At 42.7% G+C, this 16,165-nt stretch carries 15 protein-coding genes; 4 read left to right on the forward strand and 11 right to left on the reverse strand.

The annotated features are described in order from the left end of the window. Positions 1-35 precede the first annotated feature (35 nt). The gene (gene rnhA, locus MHB64_RS22625; protein WP_094872836.1) at positions 36-698 is read right to left on the reverse strand and encodes a ribonuclease H; all 663 of its coding nucleotides are present in this window, start codon (positions 696-698) and stop codon (positions 36-38) included. Positions 699-1,007: 309 nt separating this feature from the next. On the opposite strand from rnhA, the gene MHB64_RS22630 reads away from it, so the two are divergent. Then, positions 1,008-1,580: a hypothetical protein gene (locus tag MHB64_RS22630; RefSeq protein ID WP_094872837.1), complete on the forward strand. Its 573-nt coding sequence runs from the start codon at positions 1,008-1,010 to the stop codon at positions 1,578-1,580. An 86-nt stretch (positions 1,581-1,666) separates the two neighbouring features. On the opposite strand, the gene MHB64_RS22635 is transcribed toward MHB64_RS22630, so the two are convergent. From MHB64_RS22635 to MHB64_RS22650, 4 genes are all read right to left on the reverse strand, one after another. Then, positions 1,667-2,239: a type 1 glutamine amidotransferase family protein gene (locus tag MHB64_RS22635; protein ID WP_341135416.1), complete on the reverse strand. Its 573-nt coding sequence runs from the start codon at positions 2,237-2,239 to the stop codon at positions 1,667-1,669. Continuing rightward, positions 2,236-3,351 carry a DNA alkylation repair protein gene (locus MHB64_RS22640; RefSeq protein WP_341135417.1) on the reverse strand — a complete coding sequence of 372 codons (1,116 nt, stop codon included), beginning with the start codon at positions 3,349-3,351 and terminating at the stop codon, positions 2,236-2,238. The genes MHB64_RS22635 and MHB64_RS22640 overlap by 4 nt, the downstream gene beginning before the upstream one ends. 88 nt (positions 3,352-3,439) lie before the next feature. Further along, entirely contained in the window at positions 3,440-4,099 is a 660-nt protein-coding gene (locus MHB64_RS22645; protein WP_280786688.1) for a hypothetical protein, read from the reverse strand. Between the two features lie 16 nt (positions 4,100-4,115). Further along, complete coding sequence (locus MHB64_RS22650; protein ID WP_341135418.1) at positions 4,116-4,646, reverse strand: hypothetical protein; 531 nt, start codon at positions 4,644-4,646, stop codon at positions 4,116-4,118. A 188-nt stretch (positions 4,647-4,834) separates the two neighbouring features. Between MHB64_RS22650 and MHB64_RS22655 the strand changes: the two genes are divergently transcribed. Further along, a complete protein-coding gene (locus tag MHB64_RS22655; RefSeq protein WP_094872846.1) occupies positions 4,835-5,053 on the forward strand; it encodes a hypothetical protein in 219 nt (72 codons plus the stop codon). An 88-nt stretch (positions 5,054-5,141) separates the two neighbouring features. Here the strand turns inward: MHB64_RS22655 and MHB64_RS22660 are convergent, their stop codons facing one another. Further along, on the reverse strand, positions 5,142-6,155 hold the full coding sequence (locus tag MHB64_RS22660) for a Gfo/Idh/MocA family protein (protein WP_094872848.1): 1,014 nt from the start codon (positions 6,153-6,155) through the stop codon (positions 5,142-5,144). Next, the gene (locus MHB64_RS22665) at positions 6,149-7,027 is read right to left on the reverse strand and encodes a sugar phosphate isomerase/epimerase family protein (protein WP_094877925.1); all 879 of its coding nucleotides are present in this window, start codon (positions 7,025-7,027) and stop codon (positions 6,149-6,151) included. Before MHB64_RS22665 ends, MHB64_RS22660 begins: the two co-directional genes overlap by 7 nt. 172 nt (positions 7,028-7,199) lie before the next feature. Here MHB64_RS22665 and MHB64_RS22670 point away from each other — a divergent pair, with 172 nt between their 5' ends. Continuing rightward, on the forward strand, positions 7,200-8,105 hold the full coding sequence (locus MHB64_RS22670) for an AraC family transcriptional regulator (RefSeq protein WP_094877926.1): 906 nt from the start codon (positions 7,200-7,202) through the stop codon (positions 8,103-8,105). 357 nt (positions 8,106-8,462) lie between these two features. On the opposite strand, the gene gnpA is transcribed toward MHB64_RS22670, so the two are convergent. The 4 genes from gnpA to MHB64_RS22690 form a co-directional block, all read right to left on the reverse strand. Continuing rightward, positions 8,463-10,631, reverse strand: coding sequence for a 1,3-beta-galactosyl-N-acetylhexosamine phosphorylase (gene gnpA, locus MHB64_RS22675; protein ID WP_341135419.1), 2,169 nt, complete (start codon positions 10,629-10,631; stop codon positions 8,463-8,465). A 26-nt stretch (positions 10,632-10,657) separates the two neighbouring features. Beyond that, the gene (locus MHB64_RS22680) at positions 10,658-11,482 is read right to left on the reverse strand and encodes a carbohydrate ABC transporter permease (RefSeq protein WP_094872897.1); all 825 of its coding nucleotides are present in this window, start codon (positions 11,480-11,482) and stop codon (positions 10,658-10,660) included. Positions 11,483-11,521: 39 nt separating this feature from the next. Further along, positions 11,522-12,463, reverse strand: coding sequence for a carbohydrate ABC transporter permease (locus MHB64_RS22685; RefSeq protein ID WP_218832619.1), 942 nt, complete (start codon positions 12,461-12,463; stop codon positions 11,522-11,524). A 90-nt stretch (positions 12,464-12,553) separates the two neighbouring features. Then, positions 12,554-14,032 (reverse strand): carbohydrate ABC transporter substrate-binding protein, encoded by a 1,479-nt coding sequence (locus MHB64_RS22690; RefSeq protein WP_094872856.1) that lies wholly within the window; start codon positions 14,030-14,032, stop codon positions 12,554-12,556. A 542-nt stretch (positions 14,033-14,574) separates the two neighbouring features. On the opposite strand from MHB64_RS22690, the gene MHB64_RS22695 reads away from it, so the two are divergent. Then, a complete protein-coding gene (locus MHB64_RS22695; protein ID WP_341135420.1) occupies positions 14,575-16,152 on the forward strand; it encodes a sensor histidine kinase in 1,578 nt (525 codons plus the stop codon). Positions 16,153-16,165 lie beyond the last annotated feature (13 nt).

Raw genomic sequence — 16,165 nt, forward strand, 5'->3', positions numbered from 1 at the left:
TCCTCCTCTAGCCGAAACCCAGAGCCTTACTGCAACTATTTCCGACCATAATCTGCTTTGATTTCGCCCCACTCTTTGGTCTGCCACTTTAGCACTTTATTGTCATATGTATTGGTTTGCAACCAACGTTCTGCCCGATCAATAAGCACCCATATTTCCTCTGTTGAAGCATCGCGTGGCAAGGTTGTAGCCACCTTCTTCTGCTTTACCCATTTCATTGCATTCACAGAGTCACTGTAGACCGTTCTATTACTTCCCTCTTTCTTCAGGAGCGCCAAGGCATGCACAATCGCTAAAAATTCACCTAAATTATTAGTGCCCTTTTTAATCGGCCCACAAGAGAAAATAATATCTCCAGTTTGTGTATCCACGCCTTTATATTCGACAGGACCCGGATTGCCACGCGTACCTACATCCACAGAAATACTGTCGTAATCGATTTCCGCTGAAGTCTCCACTGTAGCGCTTCGTTTAAAAGAATTTGTCCCCTTAGATTTAGCCGCACTGGTTGCCGATGCCCCAGTTCCCCAATTGCCTTTCCAACCTGCTTTGTAAGCCGCATCTGCTGCCGCTTTAGATTCATAAGATTTATATTTAGCTCCGGTATAATGATCCGTCTGCGCCTGACATTCTGCCCAAGTGCTATAGACTCCCGGTTGCTTGCCTTCCCATACTACATAATATTTCTGTTTAGCCATTGGTATAGCTCCTTTTCCGCCTTAACTTATTGTAATCTAAAATGCTTCTTCACCAAAAGAAGAATGTTATTTTTCGTGAATTTCTTCGAATAATTCATATTTTCCAGGTCATACTATACGCCAGAGATGTCCAGGCCTATATTACCATTTGTAGAATGATCGGTAAATATTATTGTGTCCACAAGCAGAAATGCCTTCAGCGTCCCTCAAGGACGGTAAGCGTTTGTGCTTACACCACATTAATACTAACTAATCAGTCTATATTAAGCTCGTAGGATATCAGTACAATTACTCAGGGAGGTTATACAGATGAGAAAGATAGCAAGCGTAGCCGCAGTATTTGCAATTGTGCTGTTGGTCGGATGCGGAAACTCAACCAATAACAATGCCAACGTTACCCCTACCGCCACTACTACACCTGGTAACACCAATAACGCTGGCAACACTAATAACACCACTGATGCTGTAACCTCAGCGTCGGTAGTAGATAATGAAGAGGCCTTTAAAAAGGCTATCAGTGCGGACGGTACTTGGATTGCTGCTACGCTGAAAGACTTAACCTTCACCGAGGATCTCGTGCTGGACGGACAATTCACGAATAAAGATGAACCTGCTCGAAAAATCGCTCTCTACACACAAGATGCAGATCACAATATCACTAACTCTTATAAACTAACAGCACCAAAACTTACGATCAAAAGTAAAAATGCCCGTATTCAAGGCGGCACATTTATTGGTGATGTGTACGTAGAAGCGGAAGGCTTCAGCTTAGTAAATGCAACGGTTGAAGGGAATGTTTACTTCACAGATGCTAAGTATCAATCCACCTTCGACACCTCGGATCAAGGAAAAGTTACGGGTGTTACAGAAGTGAAACAATAAGGTTGTCGCTCAAGCGGAAGCAGCTACACCTCTTATATTTCAAAAAAATGCTCTCCAGTTCTATCAGACTGGAGAGCATTTTTTTATTATTCCTGATAAAATCCATTTTTAAAAAAGTGATACCATCCATCAACTTTTTCTAATGGCATTACCTTTAACTTCTTCAAGATTTCCCTTGTAAATTCCAATGCCGCCGTACCATTTGCAGTAATGATATCGTCACTGGAAACGGTCTGTTTTTCTAAAAAATTTGCCTGTCCTTTATAATTAGGAGCGAACTCTTTTAAGTAATCTAATGAATTTCCAGTGTGAGGAATGTTATCTAAATATCCATGTTCTGCCAAAAAGGTTGATGCATCGCATATAGCAGCTATAGGAGTTCTATTCTGTATACAACTTTCAATCACTGGAGTAATCGCTGAATTATCTTTCCAGCTCGTACCCCCAATTAAAATTAACATTTCAAACTGGGAGGGGATATTGTCTAGATGATAATCTGGAATAACAGTAAATCCGCCCATAGATTGTACATTGTCGCTATTTAAAGAAACTGTCTTCACTTTGTATTCACTTTCTGGCTTGTTTAGTTCGGCACTTATATAGCCAGCTTCCCAATCCGCATATCCATTAGAAATAAAAATCAATACTTCTTTTTTCATTTACTGCCCCCCTCAAGTTTCAACAACGTATCTGCAACTTCCCGCCCGTTAACCAACAATACAATCCGATGTTCCCCGGGATAATGACGACGAGTGGTTAAATTCGCCCAACGATGCGTCCGTTTACCTGACAGAATTGTACCCCCAGGTACTGTTTTATCCGAAAGTAAGAAAGATTTACGAGAGGTTCGACCTGTAGCCTTCACGAAATAGATGCCATATTCTATTCGAACACGGGCAGGAGTTCCTTCACAAACTTGAAGTTTGTATTGTAATTCAGAGTCTTCTCCAATTCGCAATAGGGTAGGATCAATCGTGATAGAAGCACTCGTTATTAGGGGTGTTGCTTCATCTGTTTGCTCTGCATATCCGAATAAAGCCATAATCTCCGGATTCGCTTTACGGATTAAAGAACGACAACCATGCCGCACAATCCAGTCCGTGAGGGCATTTGTCCCTATCCAGCGTCGAGCGGTTTCAAGCACCACCTCGGGGTGATCCTTCGCAATGTCGTTCAAATTGTTGGCTACGCTCTTGCGCACATATAGGGAAGAATCCGCCTTAAGCTGCTCAAGTACAGGCAGCACCGGGGCTGGATCAAGCTTAAACATCGGGAGCGCCTGTCCCCATGGCAGACGAGGGCGACAACCCTCACTTGCTAACCGGCGCACATGCTTATCGGGATGTTTGGACCATACTAGCATTTGCGCCATCATCCGCTCCGGTTCACGCAAGAGAAAGGGTCTAACTGCAAACTCTGCTGACGACTTTGGTGTGAACCTTTCCAGCGCCTGCATAGATAGCTCCCAATGCTCAGCCCCTTGACCAAATACCTCTACAAAATCCGGAAAGATCAAGTATGGAAATCCCACACAATCCTCAGTAATAGCGGTCAAAATCGCCAGCGCATCCTCATAAGGAAGCTGTAAATGATTTCCCAATGTCTCTGTAATCCGCCGCATCCTTGCCTTCAGTTCGAGTGTTTCCCAAGGTTCCGTCATAGCCGACATCACAAACGCATCTGTGTCAAATACACTATGTACACTGCGAATCTTTTCGCCGAAATGATGCAGAAATTGTTCATTGTACATCGCTTTTAAAGGTTCAGCCATGGTGTATCCCTCTTTTTCTTCTATAGATCATCAGATTTAATCTGTAATGGAATCGTAGCACACCCAATTTGACAACAGTATGTCAACTTCAGCCGCTCCCTAAATTAAGAATATCAACCTGCCTTGTCTTGAGATTAATAATGCGACTTCTCGTATCATTGCTCGAAATATAAATAGGTTCTCCGGTAGCGTCAATCCAATAAGAGATGGGAATCGAGATGCCACAATTTCGGTAAGATCCGTCCGCATGGCTTGTCCCCATAATCATCGTGTTATATTTCACGGCAATTCTAGTGGCTTCCTCGATCCATAATGCAAACTGTTCTTCACTGAACATGCCTACCCCAATCGGATGCGCGATGAAATCCAACGACTCTGCTTGCCCCTCCAAACCAACGTATCCTTGCAGCAGTTCCACACATAGCAAATAACCAAACCTGAGACCTTCCGTTTCCACTATAGACGGGTGATACAGCTGTTTATCCATCGGAGATTTGGCTCGTTCCAAAATGATGTCCCCGGAAGGATGAATGATTAGCGCTCTATCCTTATTATTACTGTTCCTATATCCTGTAATAATCAGCTTGTTATACGTTTTGGCTAGTTCACATAAGGTCCTCACACTGGCTTCATCTGCAACATAACCTTCCGGATACAACACCGCGTCAAAAGAATCCGGTTCTTTTAGTTCCTTCAAAAGCTGCTCCAAATGGGGCTCATGATTGGGTTGAGCTACAAGTAATCTCATATTTCCCCTCCAACGGTTAATTAATTAGCACCTTCACCTGTTCTAAGCTTTGCTCTGCACGACTGTTCAAAGCTCTCTTATCTTTAAGGCCAAGCTCCTTAAGCTCATGTCCAGGGTCAATGACCATCGGCTGTGAAATTACATTTTCGAGGATTTGTACAGCAACTTTGCAGGCCCCAAATAACAGCTCCTTTGAGATCACTTGTTTATGGGAGCCAATAATTCCAACCAGTTTCTCTGTGTAGATCAATCTAACCAGGCTATCCGCACTCATCATATTCCTCGAGGCAAAAGAAGATACCCTCTCCACAATCCAGCTATCTTGATAGTTTCTCGATAAAGCGTCAAGTGCATTAATTGCATCCCAATCTCGGATCGACAACTGCCCGGCGTACGCCAAGGCCATTTCATTGAGCCATTCTATCTCTTGTTCTCTAGGAATTTCAAAACTCTTATATTCCTTAAGGAAACCTGCCTTATGCATATCCAAAAAATGACCCAGAAATCGTGTGTATAACTCCTTGGCTCTTTGTAGCTGTTCTGTCATTTGGCGATCATCCTTTCACTACATAAATCATATCCGTCCGCAGGTTTCTTTTCAAACCAGACCAAATTTCGCATATTTTTGACCCAAATCAAGTAATTCCTCCTCAAAATCATCCGCAAATCGTGGTAAAATAGTTCCTTAGAATTATTTATATTCATAATGTTGAAGATATCACCGGAGGGAATACCATGCCACATACACTTAATAAAAACATTGATTTTTTTATAGCCGCTTTATCCCAAACTTATATCACTGCCCTGCAGCTTGATCCTGATGGTATGTATTCTGAGGTAGCCTCAGGAATTGTTGAACAGTTCTCCGATAAACAAGTACGGCTTAGAAGATATGACGGCTCTGTATCACACTATGCTAGGGACAATACAAAATTCCAGCGCAATAAAGGTTAGGCGAGAATGCATGCCAAAAAGACGTGACTGGAGAAATCATCTACAATGATCTTTCCTTCAGTCACGCCTATGCTTACTCTATATCCTGCTAGTTAAGTATAATCCATTCCCCTTCGGCATTCGCTGACTGTACTTCCGCCTCTATGATTTCCAAAGATTCGGCTGCACTTTCCGGCGTACAAATGACAATAGGCTTATCTTGAATAATCGCATTCAGGAAATAGACCAGCTCTCTATAGTAACCCGCATCCGGCGAAAGCTCCACCATAAAGCCTGCTCCATTATTAGGATTCACCTTGACTTCACTACCATCAAATACAACATTTCCTCGCTCGAAGTTAACCCTGTACCCCATGTAGAAACCAAAGTCGCCCTCCAGCGTCCAGTCCACCTGAGCATTGATCACTTTTGCGTCCTTATAAAAATAGTGTGTAGACGCTATGTCATAGCCACTTCCCGGCAGAACGTTCCGTCCTAAGGTCGATACTTTGTCCGGTCTGCCGAACAGATAGTTAATCATATCCGTATCGTGAATATGCATATCCACAATGCATCCACCGCTTAGCTTCTCATCCAGAAACCACTCTTTAGGAGCCCCTGAACCACGGTAGAAATACCCTTCCGTCACTTTACCAAATTGCTCAGTTTCCACAACTTCTTTCAAATACTCATACCCTGGCCAAAAACGAAGGCACTGTCCGATCATCAATTTCTTTCCACTGCGCTCCGCTGCTTCTACCATTTTCTGCGCTTCTACTGAAGTTCTAGCCATCGGCTTCTCACAAAAGACATGATATCCTCGTTCCAGCAGCGAACAAGCCATTTCAGCATGCAGGTAAGTAGGAACTGCAATATCGATCATATCCAGTTCCTCATTCGCTATCATTTTCTCCAGATCATCATAGAGACTGTAAGCTGTTAAATCATACACTTCCCGAGCGGTACTCATATTGCCGTCCGCCTTACCGTCTTTTAATTCCTCAATTCGCAAATCACAGATAGCTTTCAGGGCGATGGGATGTCCCTCTTCCGTTAAGCGAACATAATTATCAAAATGCATCCGGCCCATAAATCCAAAACCAATCAAACCTATTCTTAACATAGTGAAGCCTCCCCCGCTAAAGCTTTGAAAGTGGTACGTCCGAGAATGGCATCCATAGCTGCAGAAGTATTGAAAATAATTTGCTCCGTATAATGTGTGTATGACGGTATCATTTCACCGGTAACATAATTGTTGTATCCAATATCTTCAAGCGCTTTCATAACTGCTGGATAATCCACATCCCCGGCGAGCAGATCAACAAATCCGTGAAGCCCACCAGCCGTCCGACGGTAGTCCTTGAAATGCACCTTCTTGATTCTATGGCCTAGAATCCGTATCCATTGCTCTGGATAACCGGAATGCACGATATTCCCAACATCAAGATAGGAACCTACATAACTGGAACCGACCGTATCAATAAAAGTACGTAATTCAAGCGGAGACAGCAAGAATTTATTCCACACATTTTCGAGACCAATAGAAACGCCCGCTTGCTCAGCATCCTTGGCTAAATGACTAATCGCTTCCAGTGCTCTATCATAAGCTTTTTCATAATCAACAACCTCACAGCCCTCGATGAAATCCACACCAACAGCGCCAGGGATGACAAGAATCGTATCTACACCAAGCGCAGCCGCCAGCTCCAGTTGCTTTTTGCATACGTCGATTGCCTTGGTTCGATTCGCTTCAGATTCACTAGTCATCGCATAAGACCAATATAGCCCTGTTGCCAATCCTGCGATCTCTAGACCTGTTTCATGAATGGAATCACGAAGAATACGCGCCTCCTTCTCAGTGGTTTGCAGACCAAGCTCACCTGACTCGTTCAAGGACAGCTCGATCCCTTCAAATCCAGCAGCTTTGGCTAGACGTACACATTCTTTAATTTCTGTTCCTTCGCGAAACGACCAGATGTTTATTCCCTTTTTCATTTGAGCCCTCCTCAAATTTGTTGTTTTCCGTTTTTGGCTCCCTAGACTTAGATGTACTTCTATCCTTTATTTATTTATATTATAATAGATTCAAAGTTCAATTTATTTAGGAAAAAAAGAGACTTTTTGCATTATTCCGATATGTTCTATTAAACATCAAGGAGGCAGTGCCATGTCTGACAAAGATCCCTCTTATCCACTTAGAAAACAGGTGCCCTCTCGTGATTGGTCACCCGGAATTCACTATGCACAATTGCAGACCCTTCCTCCTTGCACCTTTCCAAGAAGAAGGCTATATGACTACGAGTTACTCTATGTTCGCCAGGGCAAATTATTAACAAAGATGGATACGGTGGAATATGTACTGAACGCTGGGCAGCTAATCTTTCTCTCAGCTGGGGTATATCATCAGAATGCGATCCTGTCGGATTCTGATACCAAGCTTATTGGTATCCATTTTGATTTCTTTGGGGAATCCATTATTACACATGAGGAAGATATGGTAGTTAATGAGGAAGAGGTAATGGACGATAAATTCGCCTTTGAAGCCGTGACCGCTCCTTTCATGCCATTGTCACAAGAACCGATCTACTCTCCGCCTCCCGAATGTGTTCATGCCATGGAACAACTCGTTCATGAATTCACCATGCGGCCTGCTGGCTATGAGTGGGTCTGTAGAGGGCTACTACTCGGCATTCTGACTTCGCTGCTTCGAACGCAAAACTCCCGGGATGCTGCTAAATCTTCGGTTCACACCGAGCGGCTCAGAGCATTAATCGATGAGATAGAAGAGCGGTTAGCAGAACGCTGGACCAATAAATCCATGGCCACATCCATGAATATGCATGAGGACCACTTTGCCAAGCTCTTTCGTGAGGTCGCAGGTATGCCCCCCGGGGAATACCTCCGCTCGATCCGGCATAGGGAAGCGCGTAAGCTGCTGCGGGAAACGGATTGGCCGATTGAACGGGTGGGCGATCAGGTCGGTTATCCCGATATCCATTATTTCAGCAGGGTATTCACGGCGAATGAGGGGATTTCTCCGCGGGCGTATCGTAAGTTGTCCCGGATTCTCTAGATACGGAAACCCCAGAACATCTCAATCCAAGTAAGAAGAACTCGCCAAAAACATTGCGGTTGATGGATTCATGCTTATGCTTAAAAAGCAAAAGCCCCCTTCCCTGAAAAATTGAAGAAGGGGGCGGCTCTAAACTAATTAGGGAAAAACTCCCTAATAATAAGGGGGATCCCTTTAATTGCTATCGAATCAGCTAAACTTTAGGGAGGTTTTCCCTGATTAGTAGTCTAATGACCAAAAATCCCGGAATTTCAGGGAGAAATTCCTCAATTACTCTATCGAAGCGGTACAATTCAGGAAATTTGGAGACAACAGCGGCCGGAAGTCCAAATATTCTCCGTAGCTACGACGGACTCCTTAAATGTATGCCCTCATAGAATTCATATCCAGCCACACACTTTCCATTCGGTTCAATTCCAGCTCCAGTCTCATATCATTCTCCATCAGGATCGTCGTCTTCTGGGTCTCCGCTGTGTTATTCACTGCACAAAAGCGCCCAGTCTCAGGGTAGGCATGACACTCTACATTCGGATTCACTGAGAACCAAGAATACAATTGATCCTCTTGATGTGCAGCCCAAAAGATCGCCCGGCTCAATAATCTAGTATTCTGGATACTATACGGCAGCCCTGCAATATAAACGCCTCGACCGTCCCCAACTGAATTCACAGCAAGATTGCAGCTTTTGTCCTGCACATCCAATATTTCAGCGCCAGTCTCTGCTTGATAGATCATGGTCATCCCTTCACCATAATCGATGTCGCCTTCCAAATCTTCCGTAATGAAATGCTCCTTTACTGGCGTTACCTTAGGCTTATTAACGCTTGCTGTAAAACCCATTTCCTTTTGAACACCTAAAATATCTGCCAGTTGAAAGAGAACCCCTTGATGCTCATAAGCAGTTGGATCACCAATTCCAATAAAGCCGCCGCCTTGATGCACCCATTCGCGAAGCGTTGCCACCACTTTCGGGTCGCTCCAGTGATCGTCACCGCTCCAAGAAGTATGAACATCACCTGCATTAATAATCACACCGATACTAGGATCAATCCCGTGTTGCCGAATATCATCAAAGCTTATAAATTCAATGTCGAAAGGCAGTCCTGCGAGCGATTCCAGTGCCCCTATGTAGGAATAACATCTTTGATTCCATAAAGAGTGAGCCACCTGATGTGTTTGCCAAGAACGGATGTAGCCCCAAGTATTAAGAATCGCCACTTTAAACGAAGCTTTATATGGCTGAGTCCCTTCAGCATTTGCATGAATGCCTTTAAACTGAGCCGCGATCTCCGTCACATGATCAATGAAATTAGGGAATTGGTACGCCAGACTTAGATATCCGCCATACCCCATTCTTCCAACCGATTTACGCATAAGTGCCCGGCGACATTTTATCCAGATCGGCATGGACTCCCCAACAGGATCTCCACCTTCAAAGAATACATCTGGGAAAAAGTAAGGATAGAAACGGGCTTCAGTATCCTTAATCGGAATATCCGCGATCATACGGGTCGTAACCCCATCTCCGGCAGCCCCAACCACCGCATCTAGCCCAATCTCGGAAAAATATTTACCATAAGGCTCTGTGCCTGCCCAGTGATCCCCAAAGAACATAATCGCTTTCTTACCAAAATCATGTACCATATCAACACATTGTTTGGCATAACCTGCAATGAATTTCTGATTAAATTCCATCCAGTCCAAATACCTTGGCGTCGGATTCTTAAACGGTGTGTTATATCGTCCCTGATCCACAAAATCTTCCGCAGTCAGACGATATCCATAGGCTTGTTCAAACTGATCTAATGCTAATGGACTTACGCAGCTTAGATAGCCAAACCAATTAACTTGCTTCTCCTTACCTTCCTTATTAAAAATCAAGTCGAAATTATAAAAGAAGGTAGTAAAACGAACGATATCAGTCTTCGGATGCTTTGCTAGCCAATCTTTCAGCACCTTCAATACCTGCTCTTGAGCCTCGGGATAACGAACATCCAGTGGTAAGCGATGCTCTTCCGTCCAGTTATTCGTGATGTGATTGTACATAGAGACCGGTTCCCAAATCTGATTGGCCAAGAAACTGACGGTATATTTGTGAAACTGTTCCGCCTGCTCAAGCGTGACGATCCCCTCTGCGTAACTCCAATGTGCCGAAGGTACTATTTCTCCTGTGGTCCGGTTTACAACCTGCCAATATTTTTTAATATCTACATCTATGTTAGGAACAAATTGATCTGCAAAAAAATCTGCCATAATATCGATGGTGTTTACCTTCGATGTCACAATCAATGGTGCAGACATCAGATAAATCTGCTGTCTATACTGTGGATGCTGCTTTGCCCACTCGTTGTCCTCACGCACCAGACATAGCGTTGAATAGATTTGCAGACCCATATCAAGAATGTCCTGCGATAGACTCGTGCCATCACTGTCACGTACAGCATCTACGCCCCATCTCTCTACAAGATCAGCTATGACCTCTTCCATTCCTGTTTCACCAGGTAGTGTAAATCTTCCTTTATCCACACAAATTCCCTCCATGACTTTGTTGTTCAGCCCTTAATTCCGCCAGCGCTTATGCCTTGGAGCAATTGTTTTTGTCCTACCACATATAGGAGAATCGTTGGAATGAGTACCAAGATCAATGCGGCAAATAGTGCGCTCCAATCTGTAGCATACCTTTGAACCTCAAACAGATTGGCTAAGCCCACCGGTAATGTTTTTTTGCTATCCGTCTGAATTAGAACTAATGCCAGTGGATACTCATTCCAAAAGCCCATCGCTGCCAGCATACAGACCGTTACAATTCCTGGCTTAGCCAGTGGCGCAATGATTCTGACGAGTACCCCTGTATTCCCGCAACCGTCAATCTTAGCGGCTTCTTCATAATCTCTAGGGACAGATCGTAGAAATCCACTCAACACAAAGATCGCAAAGGGAAACTGAAGGACAGCATAGATCAAACCGAGCATCCCGCGATTGTCCAGCATCCCGAAAGAATTCACTTGAATAAATAAAGGGACCATAATATAAGAAGCTTGAAGAAAGATACAGGCCATATAAATATTAAGAATCATTTTGGAACCCCAAAACTTAAATCTTGTTAATACATAAGCTATAGGGACCACAAAAATAACTAGAATCGCAGTTGAAAGCACCACTAGAAAGATAGAATTCAGGAAATAACTTCCCATCTTAGATTTCTGAAAAGCACGTACATAATTATCCAAGTGTAAGGCTTGTGGAAAGGCAAAAGGATCGGTTAAAAATTCCGTGTTGCTCTTAAATGAGGCTAAAAGATTCCATACAAACGGATATAACAAAACAATGGTAGCCACAATCAGAAACAGCCGAGTGATCCAATTGATAATGTTCATTTTTATAAGACTCTGTTGATTACTATTCACCCTTCTCCCCTACCCTTCTGCTCGATTTGTAAGTAGTCTGGACAGAAAAGAAAGGGCAAAGGCAAAAGCAAGCGTAAAGATTGCGATCGCCATGGCATATCCAAAGTTCGCATTTTGGAAACCTTGCGTGTACATGTAATGGAGTAACACAGTAGTACCACCTGCCGGCCCACCGCCAGTCATGATAGTTACAACTATAAAGCTTAAATTGATCGTACCCGCCAGGGACAGCACGAAGGTTATACCAATGATTTCTTTTAACAGTGGGATCGTAATGCTGATAAGCTTCCGGAAATACCCCGCACCATCAATGGTCGCCGATTCGAACACATCCGCAGAAATCCCATCAATAGCAGCGATATACATCACCATATAGTAACCAACCGCCTGCCAGATCAGAGTGACCGCTACGCACCATAATGCAGTTCTGCTATCCCCAAGCCAAGTCATAGTCAGTTGATCCAGCCCAATACTTGAGAGAATATTGTTCAAGATCCCCATGTTCGGATGAAATACAAAGGACCATATGATCCCGACTACCGTCAAAGAGATAATGCTGGGGAAAAAGAATACTGTCCGGTAAAAGCCGCGCTCTTTCAGCTTCGTCTGCGTCAATAGAAAAGCAAGCACTAAGCCAAAGGCTAAGGTAACCACCGGCACGACCAGCATCAGCTTGAACGTATTACTAAGCGCTTTGAGGAACATCTCATCTTGGAACATATATTTATAGTTATCCAGAAAGATAAACTTGTTCTCATCACTCATCCCGGTTGCATCCGTAAAAGACATAAAGAATGCCCGAAAGGTTGGAATGATCATAAATACGAGAGTCAACAGTAGCGCTGGAATGGTACATACGGCTATGAATAGCTTCGGATTTTTAGTTTTCGTTGACTTAGTCTTTATTTTTCTGTTTCTAGGAGCTACTTCCGTTAGTTGCATCTCAGACATCTTTCTCACTCCTCTTCATGCAAAATGCATCCTGTTCATAAATGTCCTTATCCATTCTTAACAGGATGCATTGGCATGAGATGCTATAAATTATTTACTAGCTGCTTTCTCTTTACGAATCTGTGCAAAAGCTTTTTCAACATTATCCATCCATTGGTCAGTGGTCATTTGACCTGTCATGACTGGCGTCATCGTATTTTTGAACATTTCAGTGACTACACTAACCTTGGAGCCCTTCGGTAAGGATTGCCAGCCTTGCAGAATTGAAATGGAACCATTATAAGCCTCAAACATGTCATATACACCTTTGGTCAAGTATGGCTTCGACAGCTCCTTCGCACCGTTAAGTGCATACGCACCATTAGCTTTTTCCGCGAATAATTTAACGGACTCATCCGTATACAGGAACTTCAAGAATTCTTTAGCCAGCTCTGGATTTTTAGCTTTTGCTGGAATGGAGAATTGCTCATAGCTGGAAAGCACGTACTTCTGATCCCCTTTATTAAATACAGGCACAGTGGTCATCCCAAATTCAAAGCCATTCTCTCTAGGCGAATCCTTCATTTCATTTTCCATCCAGTTGCCGTTTACGATAAACAACGCTTTCCCCATCATCATATCGGTCTGCGATTGGGTATGATTCAGGGCAACCGTACCATCCATCAGATATCCGTCTTTAGATATTTTGTAGAAAATATCCAATACTTTTTTGATCGTGTCGTTCTTAAATGATCCTTCCTCGTAAGCAAATACTTTATCTAACGTTTCTTTACCACCCGCACTAGCAATGGCAGGATACAGGATTTCTTCCAAATAGTCCGGATAGATGCCTTGGTAAGTGAACAACGCTCTTTTCGTTTTCGTTCCATCTGCATTGACCAAGAAGTTCTCTTCTTTTTTCAGCTCATCGCCTAAAGCAAAGAACTCATCCCAAGTCTCAGGAACACTCCAGCCTTTTTCCGCGAACAATGTTTTGTTGTAAATCAAGCCCATCGGTCCAGCGTTAAAAGGTGCCAGATAGATCTTCCCGTCTTGATACGGCTGAAATCTTGTGCTGTCCAGCATTCCTGGAAGAATCATATCCTTTAGCGTCTCATCTTTATCTAATGCTTTGCTTTCGAATACATCACTGATATCTAGGAGTCCTTTTTCTTTAATGAGGGACAACATAATCCCACTTTGCTCTGTGTCCGTAACAGATAGGAAGTCAGGAGGATTACCGGCCACAATCTGTGGTCTGATCACTTCACCAACCTTAGGGTTGATCGTCATATTCACTTTTACCCCTGGATAAGTACTCTCGAATTTGCTGACAATTTCATTCCAATAATCGGCGCCATATCCTCCTTGGAATACAGCAATACTCAGTTCCTTGTTATCAAATTCCTTCTTAGCATCCTCTTTAGAAGTATTCTCAGCGTTCGTTGTACTTGTGGCTTGCGCGGTACTTGTAGCTTTTGTTGCATTCGAATCATTTGAGGCAGCAGGTTTATTCGTGCTATTCCCACAGCCAACCAACCCTACACCTAGCAGCGTAACCGCTAATAACGTACTCATCGTCTTTCTCATAAACGCCCTCCTTAAGATGTTCTTGCTATCAATCCAATCACAGATTCAATATTGAAAACGCTTTATCTGATAACTTAAGTATAGAAGTGTTTACGTTTAATTTACATTTACAATACAAACGTACCTATGTATTATTTTATCCATCTATCATTCAGGTTTCAGATATACTTATTCATCAGACTCACATGACTTGTAAACTTAGCAGTTAAAGGAATGGATAATACTAACGATTCCATAGATTATTCTTGCTTTTCGCCCATGCATATATATTCCATTCTTCTTTTTATGTTAACTTGTAAGTAAAGGATATCGAATGGGAGGTCATCCACCTGAGTCATAACAAAGGGAAGCGGTATTTTCCTAGTCCCCCACAAATCATAAGAAAAATTAAAATTCAAAATCGCTTAACCGTTATCTTCTTAATCGTTTCCGTGATTCCCATCATCTTTATAGGTTTCTATTCCTATACTATCTACTCCAAATCCATTAACAATAAATTAAGTAAATCTACCTTTCAGGCTTTGACACTGCTCAATCGAACGATGTTAAGCGAGCTTAATAACTATCAATATCTTGCCGGATCTGTTTCTACCAATCCTATTATTCAGGAGCGTTTAACGGCAGCACCTAATGAACCCGCTCCTAGCAATGCTACCATTAACCACGCTATGGATAATGTGTACAGAACCATTTATCCGGGATATGTTCAGAACGTTCGGATCATAGATTCCAAGAACGAGCCTATTTATGAATTAGGCTATGATGGCATTCCCAATCCAAAGTATGGGGAAATCATGAAACAGGTAGATCTGAATGCCCCTTATGACAGTCTTAATTATGTAAAAAGCTATCGTGCTTCCCATACGATTGTCCTGGGGCGTAAAATTTTTGATCAAGAAGACATTGGCGTTCCATTAGGTTATGTGTTTGTTTTTATCGGCGGGGAGTTATTCTCAAAAGTCATTCTTTCCAGTGTGGACTTAGGAACTGGTTCTAATCTGCTTATCATGAATAGAGAAGGAATAGTGATGTCCTCCAACCTAAAGGGTACAACACTTGGAGCAGCCTATGATAAAGGTCAACTGTTTAAGCAAATCAAGGAACAAGAAGCTCAGAAGAACCATTCCTTTCAAGGCTTAGTCAATGGCAAAATGCATCAGATCTCCTATATCAATAATAATCAATTAGGCTGGTACATGATTTCTACGGTTCCCTTCTCTTATATTAATTCTGAGACAAGTAAAATCACCACGGGACTCCTTATCGTTGTCAGCATCATTGTAGTCCTTTGTATCCTAATTATCATCGTCTTGTATAAAAGTATCCTGAAGCCTATCAAACAAATTATTGTCTTCTGTAATCAAATTTTTTATGGCAATTTATCCAATCGTATAGAAGATCACAGTAACGATGAGATGGGTGTTCTGGCTAATAGGATTAATAGTATGGTCAGTCGGATTGAGCAACTGATAGAGGATCAACAGAAAGATCAAAAGAGGCAGCGTTCGCTTGAATTACAAATGCTACAATCACAGATTAACCCTCATTTTTTATTCAACACTCTAAATTCCTTGCGATGGCTCGCAATGATTAACCAGGTTCCGGTGCTAAGTGATGGTATCTCCTCTCTCGCAGAATTACTGCGAAGTACCATCATCGATCAAGATGAGGAAATAACCATCAAACAGGAGCTTAATAATCTGGACAATTACTTTGCCATTCAAAAAATACGTTATGCTGATCGATTTGACGTTGAATATGATCTAGATGAATCGGTCTTAGATAGTCTGATCCCTAAACTTATTCTGCAGCCGATCGCTGAGAACGCTATCATCCATGGGGTTACGGATATTGGAGGAAAGGTTCTTATTCGCATTAAGGTTTACGCAAAAAATGAATACACACTTGTTATAGAAATCATTGATAACGGAAAAGGCTTTGACACGAAAAAATCGGAAAAGGCTGATACCCTGTCCGGTATCGGAATTTCTAATGTAGCCGATCGCATTAAGCTTCAATATGGTGAGAGCTACGGACTATTCATCACAAGCTTAGTGGGTCAAGGCACCTGTTGCCGCCTGATGATCCCCAAACAAACCTACGAAGAAGATAAGGGGTGATACTAGTGTATCC

Source organism: Paenibacillus sp. FSL K6-2859, assembly GCF_038008265.1.
Classification (GTDB): Bacteria; Bacillota; Bacilli; order Paenibacillales; family Paenibacillaceae; genus Paenibacillus_AQ; species Paenibacillus_AQ nitricinens.

Coding starts and splice junctions, on each gene's coding strand:
- rnhA (WP_094872836.1), bottom strand. CDS start 698: ATGGCTAAACAGAAATATTATGTAGTATGGGAAGGCAAGCAACCGGGA.
- MHB64_RS22630 (WP_094872837.1), top strand. CDS start 1,008: ATGAGAAAGATAGCAAGCGTAGCCGCAGTATTTGCAATTGTGCTGTTG.
- MHB64_RS22635 (WP_341135416.1), bottom strand. CDS start 2,239: ATGAAAAAAGAAGTATTGATTTTTATTTCTAATGGATATGCGGATTGG.
- MHB64_RS22640 (WP_341135417.1), bottom strand. CDS start 3,351: ATGGCTGAACCTTTAAAAGCGATGTACAATGAACAATTTCTGCATCAT.
- MHB64_RS22645 (WP_280786688.1), bottom strand. CDS start 4,099: ATGAGATTACTTGTAGCTCAACCCAATCATGAGCCCCATTTGGAGCAG.
- MHB64_RS22650 (WP_341135418.1), bottom strand. CDS start 4,646: ATGACAGAACAGCTACAAAGAGCCAAGGAGTTATACACACGATTTCTG.
- MHB64_RS22655 (WP_094872846.1), top strand. CDS start 4,835: ATGCCACATACACTTAATAAAAACATTGATTTTTTTATAGCCGCTTTA.
- MHB64_RS22660 (WP_094872848.1), bottom strand. CDS start 6,155: ATGTTAAGAATAGGTTTGATTGGTTTTGGATTTATGGGCCGGATGCAT.
- MHB64_RS22665 (WP_094877925.1), bottom strand. CDS start 7,027: ATGAAAAAGGGAATAAACATCTGGTCGTTTCGCGAAGGAACAGAAATT.
- MHB64_RS22670 (WP_094877926.1), top strand. CDS start 7,200: ATGTCTGACAAAGATCCCTCTTATCCACTTAGAAAACAGGTGCCCTCT.
- MHB64_RS22680 (WP_094872897.1), bottom strand. CDS start 11,482: ATGAACATTATCAATTGGATCACTCGGCTGTTTCTGATTGTGGCTACC.
- MHB64_RS22685 (WP_218832619.1), bottom strand. CDS start 12,463: ATGTCTGAGATGCAACTAACGGAAGTAGCTCCTAGAAACAGAAAAATA.
- MHB64_RS22690 (WP_094872856.1), bottom strand. CDS start 14,032: ATGAGAAAGACGATGAGTACGTTATTAGCGGTTACGCTGCTAGGTGTA.
- MHB64_RS22695 (WP_341135420.1), top strand. CDS start 14,575: ATGTTAAGCGAGCTTAATAACTATCAATATCTTGCCGGATCTGTTTCT.